A 20960-nucleotide genomic window follows, 5' to 3' on the forward strand; every position below is an offset into this window, starting at 1 on the left:
TTTCGGTAGTGCCTCAGCCGTCACGCGAGCGCGCCACCCGGCCGGTCAGCGATGCCGGAGGTGAGCCTCGGCAGGCCGGATAGCGAAGCGACGCCGGGCTCGCACGAGCACGGTCCGGGGCGCCGGCCGCTAGCCGAGCGCCCGGACCGGGGTCCTCATGAGCACGAGCCCTTCTTCGTCAGCCGGCCGCCCTGGACCTTGTTGCCGCAGTCGATCGTGTTACCGCCGACCGTGTCGTTGATGCCCACCCCGCGGCCGCCCGCGAGGTTGATGATGTTGCCGCGGAAGATGTTCCCGCGGCCCCAGCCGTCCACGATCTCGTGGGTCTGGAAGCCGTCGAGGGGCGTCTTGGTGCCCTTGTTGCCCTCGATCAGGTAGCCGTTGCCCTTGACGTCCACCCACGAGTCGTTGTGCTTGTCGCCGCCGGTCCTGGATCCGTCGAACACGTTGTTCAGGATCTTCCCGCCGGTCGTGCCCTCCTTGATGTCGATCGCCTCGGCGGTCGCGCGGATCACGTTGCCCCGCACCACGTTGTTGTCGCTCTTGTCCATCTTCCCGCCGGAGAACTTCTCCCAGTTCGACTCGGCGGAGCCCAGGTAGACGCCCTCACCGAACTTCTCGCGCCGCAGGCCGGTGTTGTAGATCTTGTTGTACTGCACGGTGTTGCCGGTGGAGAAGTTGCGGAGGTGGATGGCCTCGTCGCCGATGTCGTGGACGTTGAGGCCCTGGATGACGGAACCGTTCGTGCTGTCGGCCATCACGCCCTTCTGGCTGTTCTGAACGGTGAACCCGATCAGCCGCCAGTAGTTCGCCTTGTTCAGGTGGAACGCGTAGCCCTTCTTGATCCCGCCGCCATCGATGATCGCGTCTTCGTCCCCGCACAGGAAGATGGGCTTGTCCTGCGTGCCGGCCGTCCGAGCGACGAACTTGCCCGTGTACGTGCCCGCCTTCATCCTGATGACGTCGCCGGGCTGTGCCTCGGCCAGCGCCTGCTCCAGGCCACGCGCGTCGCTCACGGTCTTCGTCGGGCGCGGACAGGCGATCTTTCCGGCGCCCTGCGGGACGGGCAGGGCCAGCGCCGGGCCCTTGGCCGCGCTCTGCGGCGCGCCGCCGTCGCCGTCGTCACCCTCGTCCACCTTGTCGCCTCCCTCGTCGTCGCCCTTCGCCGGGCCGACCGTCCCCTCGCTCGAGGTCCGCTTCGAGTCGCCGTCGTCCCTCCCGGTGACCACGAACACCAGCGTGCCGACGACGACCGCGCCGACGAGCAGGCCCAGGACGAACTTGATATCGATCTTCACCGTCATTGCCGGACTCCCTCACAGGCCTCAGACGCGGCGGAGCAGTTGGACGGGACGCTCCTCCAGCTTGGCCTGGTTCTCGTATGGGTGGGCGCCGCGGCGGCCGATGCGCAGCGCCGCGCCTCGCGAGCGGAACATGGAGATGGCCACGAGCAGGAACACGCCCGCCCAGATCAGGTTCATCGGCTTGAAGATCCGCTTGACCCACGTCCAGAATCCCGCGGTCTTGTGCCATCCCTTGGTGTTGTTGCCGGTGTCTGCGTACTTGCCGGTGGCGCGGTCGACGTCCATGACGCTCGTGCCGGCGCCGCCGATGGTGTTGCCCGTGATGGTGGTGCCGCTGACGTCCCCGCGCAATGTGATCCCGTGTCGGCGCGCCGACTGCACGGTGTTGCCGGTGATGGCGCTGCCGGCGTCCCGGACGTACAGCGCGGTCTTCGCGCCCACGATGACGTTCCCGGAGACGGTGCCGCCGCGGACCCCGTCGCGCAGCACGATCCCCTGGCGCTCCGGGTCCTTCACCTGGTTGCCGGAGATCTGGACGCGGGTCGCCCCGCCGCGCGCCACGATCCCCATGTCGCCGCCGATGATGCGGCTGTTCTGGACGGCGACGTTGTCGCCGCCCAGCAGTTCGACGCCGTACCGCCGGTTCCCCCGCGCCACGCTGCTGCTGATCAGGTTGCCGCCGAACGCGGTGACCGCCTCGCCGGACGCCGACGGGCCCTCGGCGAGCGGCTGCCCGTTCAGCGTGAAGCCGTTGCCGCCGTTCTCCTCGGACGTGCAGTTCGCCACCCGGACGCCCTCGGTGCCGCGTGACAGGACGAACCCGTCCCCGCGGCTCCCGGCGACCGTGGTGTTCTCGATCACGGCGTTCTTGGCGAACCGGTGCAGGATCACCCCGTGCACGAGGCTGTTCCTGATCGTGTTGTTGGTGAGCTGCGTCTGGTTGGACGCGGTCACGAACAGACCGTAGGCGTCGCCGGTGAACGTGGAGTGGTCGATCGTCCCGCTCACGAGGTTCGCGGCCGGCACGAAGAACGACGTGCCCCGTCCCGCGCCGCCCGCCGCGGAGACCTCGACCTCTTCCCGGTTGCCGCGGGTCGGCTCGATGGCGCCGTTCGGCAGCCGCACCGCGCGCTGCGGGGCGGGCACGCCGGTCGGCTCGGCGGCCGAGTCGGGACGGTCCGAGCCGGTCAGCGCGACGCCGCCGGTCCGTCCGCTCCAGAAGCCGAGGTCGGAGACCTGCGTGTACTTCATGGTGAACTCGCCGCCGATGGCGCGGATGTAGGCGCGGCCGTCGGTCACCTGCGTGTCGGGCTTGTGGGTGTCGTCGTTCCAGCTCGTGAAGCGGACGGGGTTCTGCGCCGAGCCGTTGACCCGGACCATCCCGCCGGCACTGACGATCGAGGTGAACGAGCCGGGGATGCTGCGCATCCGGATCGTCAGCGGACCGGTGGGGCTCTGCAGGATCAGCTTCCCGCCGGCGGCCACCATGATGTTGACGCCGAGCAGGTAGGACCCGTCGTTCTGCTTCTGGAAGTCCTGCCCGGCCAGCTTGGCCAGTTCCGCCACGTAGTAGGGCTGGCGGCGCTGCGGCAGCATCAGCGTCCGGCCGTTCGCGGACGTGAGCAGGCGCGGTACGCGCGCCGCCGCGGCCTCGGCGCCGCCTCCCGCGAGGTCGGACTCCTGTTTGGCGCGGATCTGCATGATCCGCGTGTCCTCCTGGTCGACCAGCGTGGCCTGCTGCTTGGCCGACTCGGCGGACACGTCGTTGACGTCCGGCATGTCGGAGTTCTGGCCGGTGTAGACGCGGTAGCCGTACGTTCCGCCGGCGGCGAGGCCGAGCACCAGCACGGTCGTCGCGACCTTGCCGAAGCGCCGTTTCTTCGGCGGGGGCGCCGCGCCGTGCTGCGGGCCCTTCGGCTCCTGCGGTCCGCTCATGTCAGACGCCCCTCCGTTCCGGCTGCGGGAACCCGTGCCGCGGCGTCGGGTGCGGTGGCGTCGCCGGAAGTTCCCCGTTGCCGTTCGCGCCCGCCATCGCGGGCGTGAGCGGCGGTACGCCACCGGGACCCGCACCCGGGGTGCCCGGCGTGCCCGGGGCACCGGGCGCGTTCGGAGGGACCGCGCCGGGCGCGCCCGCCGCCGGCCGGCCGAGGCGGGGACCGGGGCCCTGGCGGCGCGGCAGCCTCCAGACCGGGCGCTCCTCCATCGGCCGTTGCAGTGTGTACGGGTGGACGCCTACCCGCCCGAACCGCTTCCCGTCGCCGCGGGAACGGAGCATCGTGATGATGACCAGCGAGAAGACGCAGACCCAGATGACGTTGAGCGGCGTCATGTACCGCTGCGCCTTCATCCACAGCGAAGCCGTGTCGCGCCATCCGTCGGTGTCGTTGTCGGTCTTCTTCACCCGGCCGTGCGCCCGGGACGTGCTCACCGCGCTCGTCCCGGCCCCGCTCAGGCTGTTGTCGCGGATCTCCGAGCCGCCCGAGCCGCCGATCAGCGTGATGCCGTGCGCGGTCGCGCCCTTGATGACGTTCCCGACCAGCGTCCCGGAGGAGTTGCGCAGGTAGATGCCGGTGCGTGCGCCGTCGACGGTGTTGCCGGCGAGGCTCGCGCCCTTCACCCCGTCCCGCAGCGAGATGCCCTGGCGGACCTGCCCGGACAGCCGGTTCCCGGAGATCTGCACCTGGGTGGCGGCGGAGCGGACCACGATGCCCATGTCCCCGCCGATGACCCTGCTGTTCTGCACCGACAGCTTGTCGCCGCCGAGCAGTTCGATGCCGTAGTGGCCGTTGTTCCTGGCCAGACTGTTGTTGATCGAGCTGTCGCCGAAGCTCTCCAGCGACTCGCCGGACGCGGAGGGGCCGTCGGCCAGTGCCTGCCCGTTGACGGTGAAGCCGTTGTGGCCGTTCCGCTCGGACGTGCAGCCGGTGACCCTGACCTTCTCCGTCGCCCTGGACAGCACGAAACCGTCCCCGCGGCTGCCCGTCACCGACGTGTCGGAGATGGTGGCGTTCTTGGCGAACCGGTGCATGACCACCCCGTGCACCAGGCTGTTCTCGATCCGGTTGTTCGTCACCTGCGTCTGGTTGGAACCGGACACGAACAGCCCGAACGCGTCACCGCTGATCGTGCTGTGGTCGATGGACCCGGTGACCAGGTCGGCGGCGGGAACGTGCGTCGCGGTGCCGCCCGGCTGCTCGGTCTCGATGTCGCCGGGGCCACCGCCGGATCCGCCCTGCTGCTGTTGCTGCTCCAGCCGCTTCTGCTTGTTGGCGTGCCGCTGCTCCTTGTTGACGTGCTTGGCGGCGCTGGCCGGACGGTCGGTGCCGGTGAGCGCGATGCCGCCCGTCCGCCCGCTCCAGAAGCCGAGCCGGGACACATGGGCGTACTTCATCCGGAACTCGCCGCCGACCGCCCGCAGGTAGGCGCGGCCGTCGGAGACCTGCGTGTCGGGTCCGCGGGTCCGCGGGTCCCAGCTCGTGATCTGTACCGGGTAGCGGCGGTTCCCCTCGATCTTGATGTTCCCGCCGAAGCTGACGATGGAGCTGAACGCCCCCGGCATGCTGCCCATCCGGATGACGAGCGGCCCGCCGGACGGGTTGGCCAGCAGCAGCGCCGCGCCGTCCGCCACGAACACGTGGATGCCGAGCAGGAACGAGCCGTCCGGCAGCCGCTGGAAGTACCGGCCGCCGTAGCGGCGCAGGTCGTTCACGGTGTAGGGCTTGCCGCTGTTCACCGCGGGCAGGACGAGTGTCTTGCCCTGGCTGGAGCCGAAGATCTGCGGCCGCTTCCACTGGGCGGTCGCCCGGCCGCCGATCTGCAGGATCGCGGCCAGCACCGACCGGGTCTGCATGATCCGCTGATCTTCCCGGTCGACGAGCGCCGCCTGCTGTGTGGCGTCGTCCTGCGGTCCCGCGTGTGCGCGTGCCGGCCGCGGTGGTGTCGGCGCCGCCACCGCGGGCAGGGCGGACGGGACGAGCCCGAAGCCGGCCGCGAGCCCGGCGCAGAGCGTTCCGCGTCCCGCCGCGCGGAGCGCCCCGGGACGGAATGCCGTGCGGATCACCTCAGCCCACTCCCTGGAGCGAGCTGGCGCTCTGCCCGGCGCCGCCGACCTGGTCGGCCGAGCGGGTCAGCCAGCCCTGCTTGTTCATCGTCACGAACGCGTACAGCTTGATCGGCAGCGAGATCATGATGATGACCAGCGCGGTCAGCGGCAGCAGCAGGATCTCGCCGGGGTGGCGCCTGAGGTGGGAGTAGCCGCGCACGCCGCGTCCGAACAGCACCCATCCGATCGCGAGCGAGATGCCGAGCGGCGTCAGGTTGTCCAGGATCCGGCTGAAGATCAGGTAGCCGAGCGTCACGCCCATGGTGACGGGGGTCAGCAGGATCTGCAGGACGGTGACCTTGGTGACGAACGGCGTCTTCCACAGCCAGCCCTTCCACAGGGCCGTGAGGTAGCACCGGTAGGAGTTGCGGCTCCAGCGGATCCGCTGCTTGAAGAACGCGCGGAACGAGTCGGGGAACATCGAGATCGCGCGCGCCGACGACTGGTGCACGGTCTTGTATCCCTGCGACAGGGTCAGCCAGGTGAGCCGTCCGTCGTCGCCGGCGATGCAGCGGCGGCCGAGGAAGAACTCGTTCTCCAGGTTCTCCACCACCGGCTGGATCACCGAACGGCGGTACGCGGCGGTCCGTCCGGACAGGCACGCGACGCCGCCCTTGGAGCCCATCGCCGGGACGTAGTCGTAGTAGCGCAGGTTGACCAGCCAGTCGGCGATGCGCCGCCACACGCTCGTGGTGCGCTGGAAGACGTTCTGCTGCGTGCCGACGCCGCCGACCTGCGGGTCCTCGAACGGCATCTGCACCGCGTCCAGCAGGCCGGGCTGCCACCAGGTGTCGGAGTCGGCGAACACCACGATCTCGCCCCGCGCGGCGCGGATGCCGACACCGAGCGCGGAGCGCTTACCGGAGTGCTCGTAGATCAGCACGTGCAGCCGCGGGTCCTCGACCTCGGCAAGGCGGCGGTGCCCCTCGACGTCCTTGACGTCGATCACGATGATGACCTCGTTGGGGTCCTGGGAGAGCCAGCTCTCCAGGCATCGGACGAGGATCTCCGGGTCCTCGCGGTACGACGGCACCACGACCGACACCGTCGTCCGGAAGTTGTTGACCACCGGCCGGTCCATGCGGGACAGCACGACGCGGTAGAGCCAGAGCCCCCACACCAGCAGTCCCGCGAAGCCCAGCGGAACGAACTTCCGCCAGTCGCCCCCGGCCGTCGCCCCCGCGATCGACTCCCAGGCGTCGCTCAGCCATCCCGTGACAGATGACACTCGTCCTCCCTCTCCCGTGTGGTCACGGGAGGGGACAGCAGTCCCGAGCGCCCCCGCGCCATCTCTAGTTAGAGGGACCACTTGGGGTGGTGGATCCGTTTTTGCCAGATCCGGCCATGCAAGGTCACCAGGTCAGAGGGGGTGAGGTGCTTTATCGGTCCTTTCGGTTGTGTGTCAAGCGATTGCCGCTAAATGGGAGGCAACCCATGTGCCCGCCATCTTCCGGACGGCCCGACGACACGATTCCGAAACATCCGACACGAAGTTGAGCGAGATGTATAGCATTGAAAGTCTGTTTTGTGGCGAAAAGTCTGTTTTCTTATACCGACTGGTAATAAAGGCGTGTTTACCGTGTGAGTTGTATCACGTGCACGGTCGGCGGGCTGGTCGGATGTGGCGTGCGTCCCGCGGATTGCTGACATCGGGGTGGTTGTCACTGGTTACCAGCGGGTAGCATGATGGTGAGTTACTGACCAGTAGATGGGTGCGGGGCCTCGGTCGCCGCTGGACCGGACGGAGTCTCGAATGGGGCACTACAAGAGCAACCTCCGGGACCTGGAGTTCAACCTCTTCGAGGTGTTCAGGCGCCAGGACCTCCTCGGCAGCGGCCCCTACGCGGAACTTGACGAGGACACCGTGCGCAGCGTCCTCGACGAGGTCAACCGGCTCGCCGAAGGCCCGCTCGCCGAGTCCTTCACCGACGCCGACCGGAACCCGCCGGTCTTCGACCCCGCCTCCGGCACCGTGACCATGCCGGAAGGTTTCAAGAAGTCGTTCAAGGCGTGGATGGACGCCGAGTGGTACCGGCTGGACCTTGCTCACGAGTTCGGCGGCAGCAACGCTCCCCGTTCGCTGACCTGGGCCGTCGCCGAGCAGGTGCTGGGCGCGAACCCCGCCGTCTACATGTTCGCCTCCGGCCCCGGTTTCGCCCAGATCCTCTGGCACATCGGCACGCCCGAGCAGAAGAGGTTCGCCGAACTGGCCCTTGAGCGGCAGTGGGGCGCCACGATGGTGCTGACCGAGCCCGACGCGGGCTCCGACGTCGGCGCCGGCCGCGCCAAGGCCGTCCGGCAGCCGGACGGGACCTGGCACATCGAGGGCGTCAAGCGCTTCATCACCTCGGCCGAGCACGACATGGCCGAGAACATCTTCCACCTGGTACTGGCCCGCCCCGACGGCGCCGGGCCCGGCACCAAGGGCCTGTCGATGTTCCTCGTCCCGAAGTACCTGGTGGACGTGGAGACCGGTGAGCTGGGCGAGCGCAACGGCGCCTACGTGACGAACGTCGAGAAGAAGATGGGCCTGAAGGTCTCCACGACCTGCGAGCTGACCTTCGGCGAGAAGCACCCGGCCGTCGGCTACCTGGTCGGCGACGTGCACCAGGGCATCAAGCAGATGTTCCTGGTCATCGAGTACGCGCGGATGATGGTCGGCACCAAGGCCATCGCCACGCTGTCCACCGGCTACCTCAACGCGCTGGAGTACGCCAAGGAGCGCGTGCAGGGCGCCGACATGACCCAGATGACCGACAAGTCCGCCCCGCGAGTGACGATCACGCACCATCCCGACGTCCGGCGCAGCCTCATGACGCAGAAGGCGTACGCCGAGGGCATGCGGGCCCTGGTCCTGTTCACCGCGACCTACCAGGACGCGGTGCAGATCGCCGAGCACGAGGGCCGCAAGGACGAACGCGCCGAGAAGCTGAACGATCTGCTGCTGCCCATCGTCAAGGGCTTCGGCTCCGAGCGGGCCTACGCGCTGCTCGGCGCCGAGTCGTTGCAGACCCTCGGAGGTTCCGGCTTCCTCCAGGAGTACCCGATCGAGCAGTACATCCGGGACTCCAAGATCGACACCCTGTACGAGGGCACCACCGCCATCCAGGGCCAGGACCTGTTCTTCCGCAAGATCCTCCGGGACAGCGGCGAGTCTCTCTCGGTGCTCGCCGGCGAGATCAGGGCCTTCGCCGAGAGCGAGGCCGGCAACGGCCGCCTCAAGAACGAGCGCGCACTCCTCGCCCGCGGCCTGGACGACGTGCAGGGCATCCTCGACCCGATGATCGGCTGGGCGCTCGGCTCGGTGGAGGACCCCAAGGAGCTGTACAAGATCGGGCTCAACTCGTCCCGGCTGCTGCTGGCCCTCGGGGACCTGATCGTCGCCTGGCTGCTGTGCCGCCAGGCCGAGGTCGCCCTGCACGCCCTCGGCGGCGACGCCGTGTCCGAGCCCGACACGGCCTTCTACACCGGCAAGATCGCCGCCGCGCAGTTCTTCTGCCAGACCGTCCTGCCCCGCCTCGCCTCCGACCGCGCGATCACCGAGGCCACCGGCCTGGACCTCATGGACCTCCCCGAAGCGGCGTTCTGACCGTCCACCAGTCCTGACCGCCGTCCCGGACCCGCTCCGTCTCCCGCGGTGAGGGAACGCGGCCCCTGCCACTTCGCGCGGCAGGGGCCGCGGCGCGCCACGGGGCGCTGCGCTCCGGCGTCTGGCTTACTACTGTGGGCCGCGACCTCCTGCCTCCCCCCAGCCGACCGGAGAGCCGATGCGCGCCGCCGCGAGCGTCCCCCTTGCCATCTGTCTCACCGGGCTGCTGTTGGCCGCGGGTTGCTCGAACGCCGGGAAGGCCGAGAAGAGCGACCCGCCGACCGCGAAGGCGGGCGGCCCCGCCCCCGCACCCACCTCGTCCGGCGGAAAGTACGTCAGGGAGGGCTGGTTCGGCAGCACGGCCACGGGCACCACCGGCGTACCGCCGGGCGGTTCGCCGAGCAGCTCGTCGGGCGGTTCGCCGAGCAGCGCGTCGGGCACTTCGAGCGGCCCGGGAGCCGCGAACGGTGCCCCCGCCACCGGTGGGACGAGCGCGCTGCACGCGCGCGTCGAGGTCAGGGGCGTGGAGCGGCAGGGCACCAAGTCCGTGGTGCGCTACAGCGTGACGTCGCTGGACTCCTCCGCCAAGTCCGTGCCGATCCCCGCGAGCGTGCTCGACCCGGTCGGGCGCAGGTACTACCGCCCGACCGCGTCCACGACCGGCGAGCAGTTCGCGCCTGGCGCCACCCGCGAGATGGTCGCCGAGATCCCGCCCCTCCCACAGGACGTCCAGCAGGTCACGGTGTTCACCCCGGGCACCACGGGGGAGTTCACCGGCATCCCGGTGACCGGCACCGGGGGCGCGCCCACCTCGTCCGCGCCAGGGGGCACGTCCACCTCGCCCACGCCGGGAAGCGCCTCCTCCTCCCCATTCGCGTCCGCGTCGCCTTCGGCGGGCGGCGTTGCCGGGGCCCCGGCCGAGCTCTACGACATCACCGAGGGCGAGATCAAGGACGTCACCTCCAGCGGCTCGGACGTGACGGTCAACCTCCGCACGGACGTGCTGTTCGCGTTCAACTCGGCCAAGCTGTCGGCCCGCGCCAAGGCCGTGCTGGACGAGGCCGCCCAGGAGATCAAGGAGAAGGCCGACCCCACCCGGCGACCGCTCACCTTCAACGGTCACACCGACAGCAAAGGCAGCGATTCCTACAACCTCAAGCTGTCGCGCGACCGCGCCGAGGCGGTGATGAAGGAGCTGAAGAACCGGCTGGGCGGCTCCTACAAGTACTCGGCGTTCGGCAAGGGCGAGGCGGATCTGATCGCCCAAGAGGGCGGTGCGGACGACGCGAAGGCCCGCGCCCGCAACCGCCGTGTGGAGATCTCCTACGAGATCCGCCAGCAGACCGCCACCACCACAGGCCCCAGCACCGCCCCGGCAGGAGGCCGCGGGGGAAGCACCGCCCCGTCCGCGTTCCGTCCACAGGACGGCGCCACGGTGGCCAGCCGCTACGGCCGGTTCGGCGCGGACAAGAGACGCCTGGACGTCAAACCCTTCTTCCGTGACGGCGCCTACATCGTCGCCGTTTTCGACATCGTCAACGAGGGTCCTGGACCGACCCCGCCGAGCGCCTCCTACGCGCACAAGGACTATCCGGGCGGCATCTTCACCTCCTTCTCGATCCTCGCACCCAACGAGAAGGACGTGTATCGCGCCGTCCGCATCGGCACACCGGTCTTCAAGGGCAGCGCGATGTACGTCGGCTCAACCTCCACCACGTACAGGACAGGCGTTAACGAGCCCGTGCGCGGAATCGTCTACATGCCCGCGCCACCAGGGAACATCACGTCCGTAGTGTTCGACGGTGGCCCCTTCGGCAAGGTGAACAACGTCCCGGTCTCCTGACCGTCACATGCCCAACCGTCAGGCGAGCGCGCCACCGGGGTAGATCGTGAAGCGATGACGCGCTCGCCCGGTCTCGGTCCAGAGGCGCGCCCCTGGACCGAGACCGCAACGCGTCAGTTCCAAGCGAGGATGTGGAGCGGGTCCTCCAGCATGGTCCCGACGTCCCGGAGCACCCGCGACCCCAGTTCGCCGTCGATGATGCGGTGGTCGAACGAGAGCGACAGTGTGGTGACCTTGCGGATCGCCAGCTCACCCTCATGCACCCACGGCATGTCCCGGATCTGACCGAAAGCCAGGATCGCCGCCTCGCCGGGGGTGATGATCGGCGTGCCGCTGTCCACACCGAACACGCCCACGTTCGTGATCGTGATCGTGCCGTCCGACAGGTCCGCCGGCGACGCCTTGCCCGCGCGCGCCTTAGCGGCCAGTTCGTTCAGTGCGCGCGCGAGGCCGGGCAGGCTCAGGTCCTGCGCGTCCTTGATCTTCGGGACGATCAGCCCCCGGTCGGTGGCCGCCGCGATACCGAGGTTCACGTAGTGCTTGACCACGATCTCCGCGCCGGACGGACCGTCCGCCCACGAGGCGTTCACCATCGGGTTCCTTGCCACAGCGGTGAGCAGCGCGCGCGCCACCAGCAGCAACGGAGAAACCTTGACGTCCGCGAACTCGGGCATCTCACGGAGCCGCCGGACGGCTTCCATCGTGCGCGTGACGTCCACCTGAAGGAACTCGGTGACATGCGGCGCGGTGAACGCCGAACCGCTCACCGCCGCCGCGGTCGCCTTGCGGACGCCCTTGACCGGCACCCGCTCCTCGCGCTCCCCGGTCTGCCGCCGGCCCTCGGGCGCGCCCTGGGCGGTGAGGATGTCGTCGCGGGTGATGGACCCGTTGGGCCCCGTCCCCTCGATCGTGGTGAGGTCCACGCCGAGATCCCTGGCCATCTTGCGGACCGGTGGCTTGGCCAGCGGCAATCCGTTGTCCACAGCCTGTGGACGACCGACCTGCCGAGGAACGACAGGCGCGGAGGCCGGCGGCGAGGCCGGCGGCGAGGCCGAAACTCCGTTCGTGCCCTTGCGAGCGCGCCGCTTGGTCGCCCCCGCCTTGACCCCGTACCCGACCAGGACGGGCTGGCGTTTGGGCTGCTCAGGCGAGACCATCCCCGGTTCGTTGACCGAGGGCACCTCCTCCTCCCGCGGGGCCGCCGCCGGCGCGGGCGGCTCGGAGACCGGCGTCGCGACGCCGTCCTCGGCGCCCACGTCCACCGTGATGATCGGCACGCCGACGTCCACGGTCTGCCCCTCGGTGACCATCAACTCGGTCACCACGCCCTCGAAAGGGCAGGGCAGCTCGACGATCGCCTTCGCCGTCTCGATCTCGACGATCGTCTGGTTGACCTCGACCTGGTCCCCCGGCTGGACGTGCCACTTGACGATCTCGGCCTCCGTCAGGCCCTCGCCCACGTCCGGAAGGTTGAACTGCTTCGGGCTCACCGGCGTCACCACGCGAAGGTCCGGTCGACCGCGTCCAGGATGCGGTCGAGATCGGGCAGATACTGGTCCTCGACACGCGACGGCGGGTACGGCGTGGAGAACCCGCCGACCCGCAGCACCGGCGCCTCCAGCCGGTAGAAGCACCGCTCGGTGATCCGCGCGGCCAGCTCGGCGCCGAACCCGCTGAACACGGGTGCCTCGTGCACCACGACGCAGCGCCCCGTCCGGTTCACCGACGTCACGATCGTGTTGATGTCGAGCGGATTGAGGGACCGCAGATCGATGACCTCGATCGACCGCCCCTCCTCGCCCGCCGCGGCCGCCGCCTCCAGACAGGTCTTGACCGACGGGCCGTACGCCAGCACCGTGACGTGCTCGCCAGGCTGGACGATCTTCGCCGCGTGCAGTGGCGTCCAGTCCGTCGACTCGGTGTCGATGTCGGCCTTGTCCCAGTACCGGCGCTTCGGCTCGAAGAAGATCACCGGATCCGTCGACGCGATCGACTGCTGGATCATCGAGTACGCGTCCACCGGGTTGGAACAGCTCACCACCCGCAGCCCCGCCGTGTGCGTGAAGTACGCCTCGGGCGACTCCGAATGGTGCTCCACCGCGCCGATCCCGCCGCCGCACGGGATGCGGATCACCACGGGCAGCGACACCGCGCCCAGCGACCGCATCCGCATCTTCGCGAGCTGCGTGATGATCTGGTCGGCCGCCGGGAACACGAACCCGTCGAACTGGATCTCGCACACCGGCCGGTACCCGCGCAGCGCGAGCCCGATCGCGGTGCCCACGATCCCCGACTCGGCAAGCGGCGTGTCGATGACCCGCTCCTCGCCGAAGTCCTTCTGCAGACCGTCCGTGACCCGGAAGACCCCGCCCAGCTTCCCGACGTCCTCACCCATCACGAGGACCTTCGGGTCGTCCTCCATGGCCTTGCGCAGGCCCGCGTTTATCGCCTTGCCGAGTGTCAGGGTCGTCACGACGCCTCCTCTTCGAACGATGCCAGGTAAGCGGCGAACTGCTCCTGCTCCTCGGTCATCAGCGGATGCTCGTCCGCGTACACGTTCTCGAAGATCGTCAGCGGCCCGGGATCGGGAAGCGCCAGGCACTGGGCCCGCAGCTCCTTCGCGATCGCCTTCGCCTCCTCGTCCACCTTCTCGAAGAACGCGGCATCCGCCAGATCGCCCCGCACCAGGTACGCCTTGACCCGCTCGATCGGGTCCTTGAGCTTCCACGCCTCCTCCTCGGCCTTCAGCCGATAGCGCGTGGGGTCGTCCGTCGTCGTGTGCGCGCCCATCCGGTACGTGAACGCCTCGATCAGCGTCGGCCCCTGGCCCGTCCTGGCGTTCTCCAGCGCCCTCCGGGTCACGGCCAGGCACGCGAACACGTCGTTCCCGTCCACCCTGATCCCCGGGAACCCGTACCCCTGGGCCCGCTTGAACAGCGGGATCCTCGACTGCCGCTCCAGCGGTTCCGAGATGGCCCACTGGTTGTTCTGGCAGAAGAACACGATCGGCGCGTTGAACACCGAGGCGAACACGAACGACTCGTTCACGTCCCCCTGCGACGTCGCCCCGTCCCCGAAGTAGGCGATCGTCGCCCCGGCCGACGGCGTGCCCAGCACGCCGTCCCGCTGGACCCCCATCGCGTACCCGGTCGCATGCAGCGTCTGGCTGCCGATCACGATCGTGTACAGGTGGAACCCGTGCTCGGCGGGATCCCACCCGCCATGATTGACGCCCCGGAACAGGCCGAGCAGCCGCACCGGCTCCACGTCCCGGCACCACGCCACCCCGTGCTCCCGGTATGTCGGGAACACCATGTCGTGCCGTCCCAGCGCGCGCCCGGAGCCGATCTGCGCCGCCTCCTGCCCGAGCAGCGAAGCCCAGAGCCCCAGTTCCCCCTGCCGCGTCAGCGCCACGGCCTCCAGGTCGATCTTCCGCGTGAACACCAGATCGCGGTACAGCCCGCGAACCTCGTCGGCGGTCAGCTCCAGCGGATAGTCGGGATGCTCGACGCGCTCCCCCTCGGGAGTGAGCAGCTGCACGAGCTCGGGCTCGGCGAGCTCGGGGGTGTCTGGCGCGCCGCGCACGGAGTCGATCGTCATCGATGACACTCCTCATTCGGGGCCGGTACACGGGATCGCCGCCCACCGGCCGATGTCAGCGGCCCCGGCCCCCGGTAAGGGACAAAAGCCGCTAAAGCCATGGTGGCAGACATCACACCCTGCGATGCAAGTCCTACCCCCGCCCGGCCCACCCGCACGCCCAACGTGACGCGCGCCACCGTAGATTGCCCCGTATGAGGCTCGACGTGGACCTTCCCGACGATCGCCGCCACCAGTACTGCTGGGGCTGCCGGGCCGAGACCGTCACTCCAGCCCACGGCGCCCCCGGCTTCACCTGCACCACCTGCGGCCGGCGCTACGACCGCTCCCTCGTCATCGACCCCGCCCTGACCTGGTGGACCGACGCCTCAGGCGAGTACTGGCACGAGTCCGCCGGCGTGTTCGTCCGCCGCCCGGACGGCCACCACCTCTTCTTCGAACGCCTCTTCTACCCGTTCCAATGGACCGTCCCCGCCGGCCACATCGACACCGGCGAGGACCCCCGCCGCGCCGCCCAGCGAGAACTCCACGAAGAAGTGGGCCTCCACTCCGCTCTGACCGACCTCACCGAACTCGGCGTGGACGACATCCCCGGCGATTCGTGCTGGCGAGGCTCGGACGCGCACCGCTGGCACACCTACCTCCTGGACGTCCCTTCGTCCACCACCGTCGAAGTCCTGGAAGAGGGCCACCGCCCCACCTGGCTCCCCTTGGCCACCGCTCTGGAACAGCCCCTCACCACCCCGGTGAGAATCCTGATCAACCGCTACCTGACCCCCCGATGAGCCCGACATGCGCGGCCACCCCTGGCATCATCAACACGTGCGTTACAACCGGGTCACCACCGCTGTAGCCCTCCTGGCCGCCCTCGGCGCCTGCACCACGGGTGAAGGAGGCCCGTCCTTTAACCCCACCCCCCACCCCACCCGCCCCGGCCAGGTAGTAATCATCGCCGGTGACCCAGCCCTCAACAGGGACGCTCGAGATGGGGAGTTCGCGCTGCGAAGCAGCGCCTACGGCGGTGGAGGCCTTGCCGTCTCGTCCGACGGAACCGTTTATTACCGCGTCTACTTCGGTCGTGAGGGACGCGTTGTCCGCCTCGGGCGGGACGGGCGCGTGCAACTCAACGCGGTGGACGTCGTTGCCGAGCAGATGATCGCCAATGGACATGACCTCTGGCTGCTCGGTTCGGGCCCGGGAATTGCGATCACCAAGGTTTCATTTACTGACTGGAGGGAGACCCGGATCGTCGATTGGACAACACGGGTTGCCTCCAAGACGTTAAAGGTCGTCGATGCGTCGGGAACGTCGTTTTCTCGACATGAAATGGACGAGCTCTACCGAGACTGGTCCGGGGCCAAAATATTTCTTCGCGCAGATGGCACACCCGTTATTGTGTCGACTTCAGGAAGGTTGTTTGAGGTTCGAGGGCCAGAGAAATTCCAGGAGTGGACGCCGCCGGGATACGTGAAGGCGTTGGCCGGGGTGATAGGAGGCGGGGGTTTTCAGCCCCAAGACACGGTCACCGATGAACAGGGGCAGTCAATTCTGCTGGGGCGAACGGGAATTCTGTACATCCCGCGTGATAGGCCTGCCCGGCATGTGCGATTTCCCGCATCGATGGCAACATTGCCCCCCTGGTCTGCAATCACTGTGACAGGGCAGGAGTCCGTGCTTCTGCTGGGTGGGACGACGACCACCCAGAGCGCGCCGCGCCCGACACTCATCCGGGCGGACGGCAGGATGGAACGTCTTGATTGGGGGACGTTCAAACGGTGCCCAGGAGCAGATGGCACTCTCGCGGCAGTGGCTTCGGCTCTTCCCGGGGGCGTTGTTCGCACGAGTGATGGCACCATCGTGATGAATGACCGTAGATGCGGCCAGATATATGCATTCAAGCTTCCGGAAAAGCTTGAGGGCGAGCCTCTGCGATAACTATTTGCTCGGTCGGTTCTGATTGACTCCGTTCTCGACTTGTCTAATGATCCCCATCCCGGTCAAGGCCTCCTGGTGTGGCGTCCCTGGCCGGAAGGTATGTTCCATGGTCCACTGGATCACAGTGGCCTGCTGAGCCTCGGTCAGCGTCTTCTGTCGAAGTAGTGCGTCAATTTCCTGCTTTCCAGTATGGCCGTTGTTGGCCAGCGCATAGCCGCGCGCAAGATCAATGTACAGCTGATTGCCGTAGGTGGCATTCGTGGCATTGATCTTCTCGAGATTCTTCTCGAAGTCCTTGTATTTGACTTTTTCGAGAGCCATATTCGAGCCGATCCCATAGGTGTCGGTCAAGCCTGGGACCTGGCCGGCCGGAGTCGCACCGATTCCACTTCCGAGAAGATCTCTCAACAGTCCGAGATGTTTTTGTGCATCCTCGAACTGTTTCTGAGTGAGAGTCTCGGTGCTACTTCGCTCATTCACGTAGGCGGCGATCAGGTTGCCCTCGAGGTAGCCGGATCGATCTGCGGCCTCGCCCATCGCATGGTGGCGCAGTGCCCAGGCGAAAAGACGCTGACGATAGGTCTGGGCGTCGATCGCGAGTTGCGCCCACGCCCTGTCATCGGCGGCGAGAGTCCGGAGAAAGGACTGGATCTCCTGGCCGCCGACGTTTACGTACGTGCGTCCCGTCACATGGTCGGTACTGGGAAGCCCGGTTCCGCTAACGGCGAGGTCGCCTGTCCCTAGTGTGGGGAGATGCATGCGCGTCATGTTGAGGAGTGCAGTGCGCATGCCGGGGCCTAGTTCGGCCGCGTAGTGCTTGCTGTGGTCTGTCCCGGGGGGAGCCTGATCGGTTCGGGGGAGGATGTCGAACCAGGGGAGCCAGTCTGGAGGAGTGTCCTTCTTGAGGAGCTTGTCGACCCTATCGCGGCCCTTGTCGTTCCACCAGGCAACGGTCTTCATGATCTCGGCGGCGTTCATCGCCGCCTCCTCCTCGTGGCCCTTCTCCGGGGTGGTCGCCAATTGGATGACGGATCCGGCTGCCTTTCCGCCGTCTGGCCAGTCCGGAGCGATCAGCATGGACGCGTAGGTTCCGCCGTTGCCGCGGGAGAGCCAGGTGAGCGGATCGGCCTTTTCGGCATCCTTGATCGTAAACGCGCCCTCCAGTTCGGTGGAGGCAAGGTTGCGGGCTGCGGCCTGATCCCGCTGTAGGGAAATGCGCCCCAGGACGCTGAGGGTGGGGTCGTACTCCCTAAGGCTCGAACCGTTGCTCGGAGAGGCGAGACCCCAATCCTGCCACCAGGGGTGGTCTGGTTGGTTCGCTGTCACTTTGAGTTGGCTGCGGTCGATGACGACCTTCTGCGTGATGGTGTAGGAGGGGTATTTCTGGCGCCAGCGGAGGGCGGCTTTGGCCAGATCGACCAGGACGGCGCTGCTCCATTTGACGTTGGGGGCGCTCAGCTTGACCAGGAGGGCCTGGCCGGGCATGTCGGCGCCTGCGGGGCCCAGGGCGCGGGTGACGGCGGTGTGGCCGTCCTTCTTGCGGGAGAGGGTCGCCAGGGCGGTGCCGAAATCGCCGATGATCTTCTTGTCGTCGGGGGTGAGGCCGGTGCCGCCGTGCTGCTGGTGGAGGCGGTAGGCGAGTTTGCCCACCGAGCCCGGCGGGACGTTGTTGAAGAAGGCCGTGAGGTAGCCGTCGTCCTTGGTGTTCGTGCGGAGCGTCCGGGCCATTTCGGAAATGAGCTCGGGGGTGAAGGCGGTGGGGTTGTTCAGGGTCTTGGTCAGTGCGGTGGCCTGGAGCCGGCCGAGCTCGGTCATCTCCTTGCGGCCGAAACGTTCCAGGTCGGGGATCGGGGAGAGGGCGGGGCCGGCGAGCAACGGGTTGGCCTGGTTCTCTGCCAGCGCGTACATGATCCGCGTGCGGGTGCGGGACGACTGGTCGCGGCACCAGTTGGCGGCGTGGTCGCAGGCGACCGTGCCCGGGATGTCGGGGTAGGCGAGCGCGAGGAGGCCGCGGATCATCTTGGCGGAGTGGGGGAGGCGGTCGGCGGCCCGGGTGAGGGCGGTTTCGAGGCGTTCGAGGCCGTTGGGGGAGACGGACGCGACGCCGGGGCTGCCGCCGGCCGGGGTGGGGCGGGGGATATCCGGTGTCTCGTAGGTGGACGGGGTCTGGTTGACGCGGGCGACCGTACGCATGACCTCGAACATCAGGCGGTTGAGGGAGCGGTTGTGGCCCTGGAGGTCCGAGGTGAAGGACGCGGCGGAGCCGCCCTGCCAGATCTGGGGGCCCATCAGACGGGTTATTTCGGACATGGCGTTTGATATCGCCCGAAGTTCCGTCTGGACCGCGCGTACGTCGATCTTGACGACCATCGCCGCTGGTCCCTTCGTCCGCCTGCTGGAGGGCAACAGCGTAGAAGGAATTGTTGACCTCCGCATCGACTTGCCTTGACGAAAAAAGGCAAGAAGAGGGCAAATTGGGCCCTATTCGCGGGAGAGGGCTCGGGTCGCCCCGGCCGCGACGGTGAGGCCGAGGAGGAGGCCGGCGGCGACGATGAAGTTGGCGATCCACTGGTAGACGCCCTTGGGGGCGAACTCGATCTCCTGGCCGAGGCTGCCGATGGGGAGGAGGAGGTCGAGGGTGTAGAAGAACGGGTTGAAATGCGGTTTGTGGCCGTCGTCCAGGACCTCCGGCCTGTGGAGGGAGAAGACGATCGTCCCGAACGCGAGGAGCCCGATCAGCCAGCTCGCGGCGCGGAACGGGCGGTAGCCGTAGCCGACCAGGACGTCCTGGAACCAGCCGACGATCTTGCGGGACACGCCCTGGGTCTGGCGGCGGTCGCGGGCCTTGGCGAGCAGGATGGAGCGGCCGTCGGCGTCCAGGCCGAGGGCGCGATAGGTCTGGGCGAGGCGCTCGTAGGGCTGCGGGGCGTAGCCGTCGGTGTCGCGGCGCAGCCAGGCGAGGCGGTCGCGGGCTGTGAGGGGCGGTTCGAGGGTCTCGTACTGGAGGCCGTCCAGTTGGAGGCGGTCCGGCCAGGTCTTCGCGTCATCGCGGAGGAGGTTGATGCGCGCGTATGAGAGGTCCGCGACGCCGTTGATCGGCTCGGCCGGGCGGAGCAGGAGTTCCTCGGCCTGGAGGCGCTGGAGGCTGAGTGCCGTCCCGTCCTCGTGGTGCAGGTGGGCGCCGCGGAGGCTGAGCTGTCCGGCGACACGCGCGCCGGCGAAGCTGACGGCGCCGACGGCGGTGAAGCCGTCGGAGCAGTAGACGTCGGTCTCCACGGCCAGGTCGTCGGCGTTGAGGGCGGTGCGTTCGGGGTGGGACAGCCGGGCGCCGACGAAGGACAGGTAGCCGCCGACGCGGGCGCCGCGGAGCCGGACCTCGCCCTCGGCGCTGAACCCGCCGTCACAGAAGACGTTCGCGGCCACGTCCAGGCGGCTGGCGTACAGGGCCGCGCCGGACGGGTTGTGCAACCGCGCCTCACGGAAGATCAGCTGTCCGCCGACGCGGGCGCCCGGCAGCCGGACCTCACCGTTGGCCACGAAGCCCTGGTCGCAGTACACGTTCGCCTCGACGGTGAGGCGGTCGGCGAGCAGCGCGTCCCCGCCGGGATTGGACAGTTGGACGCCCGACATGTTCAGGATGCCGGTGATATTCGCTCCGTCCAGCCAGAGTCCTCCGGAGATCCGGCTGCCCTCCAGCCACAGGTGGCCGTCCACGCGGGTGCCGGACGCGACGAGCCCCGGAAGGCGGCAGCGCATCAGGTGGACGCTGTTCATGTTCGCCCAGTACAGGTGCGGCGCCTCGTCGAAGAGGCAGTTCGTCAGCGCGAGGGGGACGTGGACCTCGGCGTGCCCGAGGTTCAGCGAGCCGGTGATGCGGGCGCCGCTGAGCCGGACGGCCGCGACCTGGCCGGGCTCGGGCTCCACGGCGCCGACGAGGAGGGCGACGAGGACCTCTGCCCTGACCATGCGGTCGTGACCCCAGTGCGCGGTGCCGCCGGGATCGTCGAGCGCCGGGTCGCCGGACGACAGGTCGACGGACTCGCCGCGCGGGAACGCGTTCCAGAGTCGGCGCTCCGAGGGGGTGAGGTCCTCGCTGTTCATCGGGCGGCTCCGGGGGTGCGGGCGGGGGTGCTGATGGGGGTTGTCAGGCCATGGTGCCGTACGCTTCAGGATCGTTGCCGTACTTTAGGACCGTAGAGAAACCGCAGACCAGATGAGGGGGGCGGTCGTGGCGCGTGTCGTCGTCGACGTCATGCTCAAGCCGGAGATCCTCGACCCGCAGGGCCAGGCCATAGCCCGGAAGCTGCCGCAGATGGGTTTCGAGGGTGTGGTCGCCGTCCGGCAGGGCAAGCGGTTCGAGGTGGAGCTCGAGGGGCCGGCCGACGAGGCGGCGCTGGAGCGGGTCAACAAGATCGCTGAGACGCTGCTGGCCAACCCGGTGATCGAGAACTTCGAGGTTCGTGTCCTCTAGACCGAATAGGTCGGATTGATCGGCGATCGACCTGTTCTGGTGGAGGGTGCTCCTTGCCGGTGCCTGCCTAGGTGAAATGGCACGGAATGTCACTTGATGACATTCCGTGACGAGGC

General features: G+C 68.4%; 14 protein-coding genes. 5 read left to right on the forward strand and 9 right to left on the reverse strand.

Features of this window, described 5'->3' with window-relative positions; all coding sequences use genetic code 11:
• Positions 1 to 155 precede the first annotated feature (155 nt).
• Genes AMA02S_RS03905 through AMA02S_RS03920 form a run of 4 tightly spaced genes read right to left on the reverse strand, consistent with a single transcriptional unit; the run spans position 156 to position 6634 of the window.
• Positions 156 to 1304, reverse strand: coding sequence for a right-handed parallel beta-helix repeat-containing protein (locus tag AMA02S_RS03905; protein WP_084264556.1), 1149 nt, complete (start codon positions 1302 to 1304; stop codon positions 156 to 158).
• A 21-nt stretch (positions 1305 to 1325) separates the two neighbouring features.
• The gene (locus tag AMA02S_RS03910) at positions 1326 to 3239 is read right to left on the reverse strand and encodes a right-handed parallel beta-helix repeat-containing protein (protein WP_067451688.1); all 1914 of its coding nucleotides are present in this window, start codon (positions 3237 to 3239) and stop codon (positions 1326 to 1328) included.
• Between the two features lies 1 nt (position 3240).
• A complete protein-coding gene (locus tag AMA02S_RS03915; protein WP_067451691.1) occupies positions 3241 to 5364 on the reverse strand; it encodes a right-handed parallel beta-helix repeat-containing protein in 2124 nt (707 codons plus the stop codon).
• A 1-nt stretch (position 5365) separates the two neighbouring features.
• Complete coding sequence (locus tag AMA02S_RS03920; RefSeq protein WP_084264558.1) at positions 5366 to 6634, reverse strand: glycosyltransferase family 2 protein; 1269 nt, start codon at positions 6632 to 6634, stop codon at positions 5366 to 5368.
• A gap of 525 nt (positions 6635 to 7159) precedes the next feature.
• Between AMA02S_RS03920 and AMA02S_RS03925 the strand changes: the two genes are divergently transcribed.
• Together AMA02S_RS03925 and AMA02S_RS03930 are read left to right on the forward strand one after the other, a co-directional pair.
• On the forward strand, positions 7160 to 8995 hold the full coding sequence (locus AMA02S_RS03925; protein WP_067451695.1) for an acyl-CoA dehydrogenase: 1836 nt from the start codon (positions 7160 to 7162) through the stop codon (positions 8993 to 8995).
• A gap of 178 nt (positions 8996 to 9173) precedes the next feature.
• Complete coding sequence (locus tag AMA02S_RS03930) at positions 9174 to 10838, forward strand: OmpA family protein (RefSeq protein ID WP_067451698.1); 1665 nt, start codon at positions 9174 to 9176, stop codon at positions 10836 to 10838.
• Positions 10839 to 10951: 113 nt separating this feature from the next.
• Here AMA02S_RS03930 and AMA02S_RS03935 read toward each other — a convergent pair whose 3' ends face one another.
• From AMA02S_RS03935 to pdhA, 3 genes are read right to left on the reverse strand one after another with little or no spacing between them, the layout of a single operon-like run.
• Positions 10952 to 12337, reverse strand: coding sequence for a dihydrolipoamide acetyltransferase family protein (locus AMA02S_RS03935; protein ID WP_067452215.1), 1386 nt, complete (start codon positions 12335 to 12337; stop codon positions 10952 to 10954).
• Complete coding sequence (locus AMA02S_RS03940; protein ID WP_084264562.1) at positions 12334 to 13311, reverse strand: alpha-ketoacid dehydrogenase subunit beta; 978 nt, start codon at positions 13309 to 13311, stop codon at positions 12334 to 12336. Before AMA02S_RS03940 ends, AMA02S_RS03935 begins: the two co-directional genes overlap by 4 nt.
• Positions 13308 to 14438, reverse strand: coding sequence for a pyruvate dehydrogenase (acetyl-transferring) E1 component subunit alpha (pdhA, locus tag AMA02S_RS03945; RefSeq protein ID WP_067451701.1), 1131 nt, complete (start codon positions 14436 to 14438; stop codon positions 13308 to 13310). The genes AMA02S_RS03940 and pdhA overlap by 4 nt, the downstream gene beginning before the upstream one ends.
• 194 nt (positions 14439 to 14632) lie before the next feature.
• Here pdhA and AMA02S_RS03950 point away from each other — a divergent pair, with 194 nt between their 5' ends.
• Positions 14633 to 15223 carry an NUDIX hydrolase gene (locus AMA02S_RS03950; RefSeq protein ID WP_067451704.1) on the forward strand — a complete coding sequence of 197 codons (591 nt, stop codon included), beginning with the start codon at positions 14633 to 14635 and terminating at the stop codon, positions 15221 to 15223.
• A 37-nt stretch (positions 15224 to 15260) separates the two neighbouring features.
• Positions 15261 to 16373: a hypothetical protein gene (locus tag AMA02S_RS41315; protein ID WP_157430364.1), complete on the forward strand. Its 1113-nt coding sequence runs from the start codon at positions 15261 to 15263 to the stop codon at positions 16371 to 16373.
• On the opposite strand, the gene AMA02S_RS03955 is transcribed toward AMA02S_RS41315, so the two are convergent.
• Complete coding sequence (locus AMA02S_RS03955) at positions 16374 to 18743, reverse strand: hypothetical protein (RefSeq protein ID WP_067451707.1); 2370 nt, start codon at positions 18741 to 18743, stop codon at positions 16374 to 16376.
• A gap of 111 nt (positions 18744 to 18854) precedes the next feature.
• Entirely contained in the window at positions 18855 to 20474 is a 1620-nt protein-coding gene (locus AMA02S_RS03960; RefSeq protein WP_067451710.1) for a hypothetical protein, read from the reverse strand.
• A gap of 127 nt (positions 20475 to 20601) precedes the next feature.
• Here AMA02S_RS03960 and purS point away from each other — a divergent pair, with 127 nt between their 5' ends.
• Positions 20602 to 20844, forward strand: a complete 243-nt coding sequence (gene purS / locus AMA02S_RS03965) for a phosphoribosylformylglycinamidine synthase subunit PurS (RefSeq protein WP_067451713.1) — start codon at positions 20602 to 20604, stop codon at positions 20842 to 20844.
• Positions 20845 to 20960 lie beyond the last annotated feature (116 nt).

It is taken from the genome of Actinomadura macra NBRC 14102 (assembly GCF_001552215.1).
GTDB lineage: Bacteria > Actinomycetota > Actinomycetes > Streptosporangiales > Streptosporangiaceae > Spirillospora > Spirillospora macra.

Excerpts from the sequence above, each read along its gene's own strand:
- AMA02S_RS03930 (WP_067451698.1), top strand. The coding sequence starts at position 9,174 with ATGCGCGCCGCCGCGAGCGTCCCCCTTGCCATCTGTCTCACCGGGCTG.
- AMA02S_RS03905 (WP_084264556.1), bottom strand. The coding sequence starts at position 1,304 with ATGACGGTGAAGATCGATATCAAGTTCGTCCTGGGCCTGCTCGTCGGC.
- AMA02S_RS03910 (WP_067451688.1), bottom strand. The coding sequence starts at position 3,239 with ATGAGCGGACCGCAGGAGCCGAAGGGCCCGCAGCACGGCGCGGCGCCC.
- pdhA (WP_067451701.1), bottom strand. The coding sequence starts at position 14,438 with ATGACGATCGACTCCGTGCGCGGCGCGCCAGACACCCCCGAGCTCGCC.
- AMA02S_RS03960 (WP_067451710.1), bottom strand. The coding sequence starts at position 20,474 with ATGAACAGCGAGGACCTCACCCCCTCGGAGCGCCGACTCTGGAACGCG.
- AMA02S_RS03925 (WP_067451695.1), top strand. The coding sequence starts at position 7,160 with ATGGGGCACTACAAGAGCAACCTCCGGGACCTGGAGTTCAACCTCTTC.
- AMA02S_RS03955 (WP_067451707.1), bottom strand. The coding sequence starts at position 18,743 with ATGGTCGTCAAGATCGACGTACGCGCGGTCCAGACGGAACTTCGGGCG.
- AMA02S_RS03950 (WP_067451704.1), top strand. The coding sequence starts at position 14,633 with ATGAGGCTCGACGTGGACCTTCCCGACGATCGCCGCCACCAGTACTGC.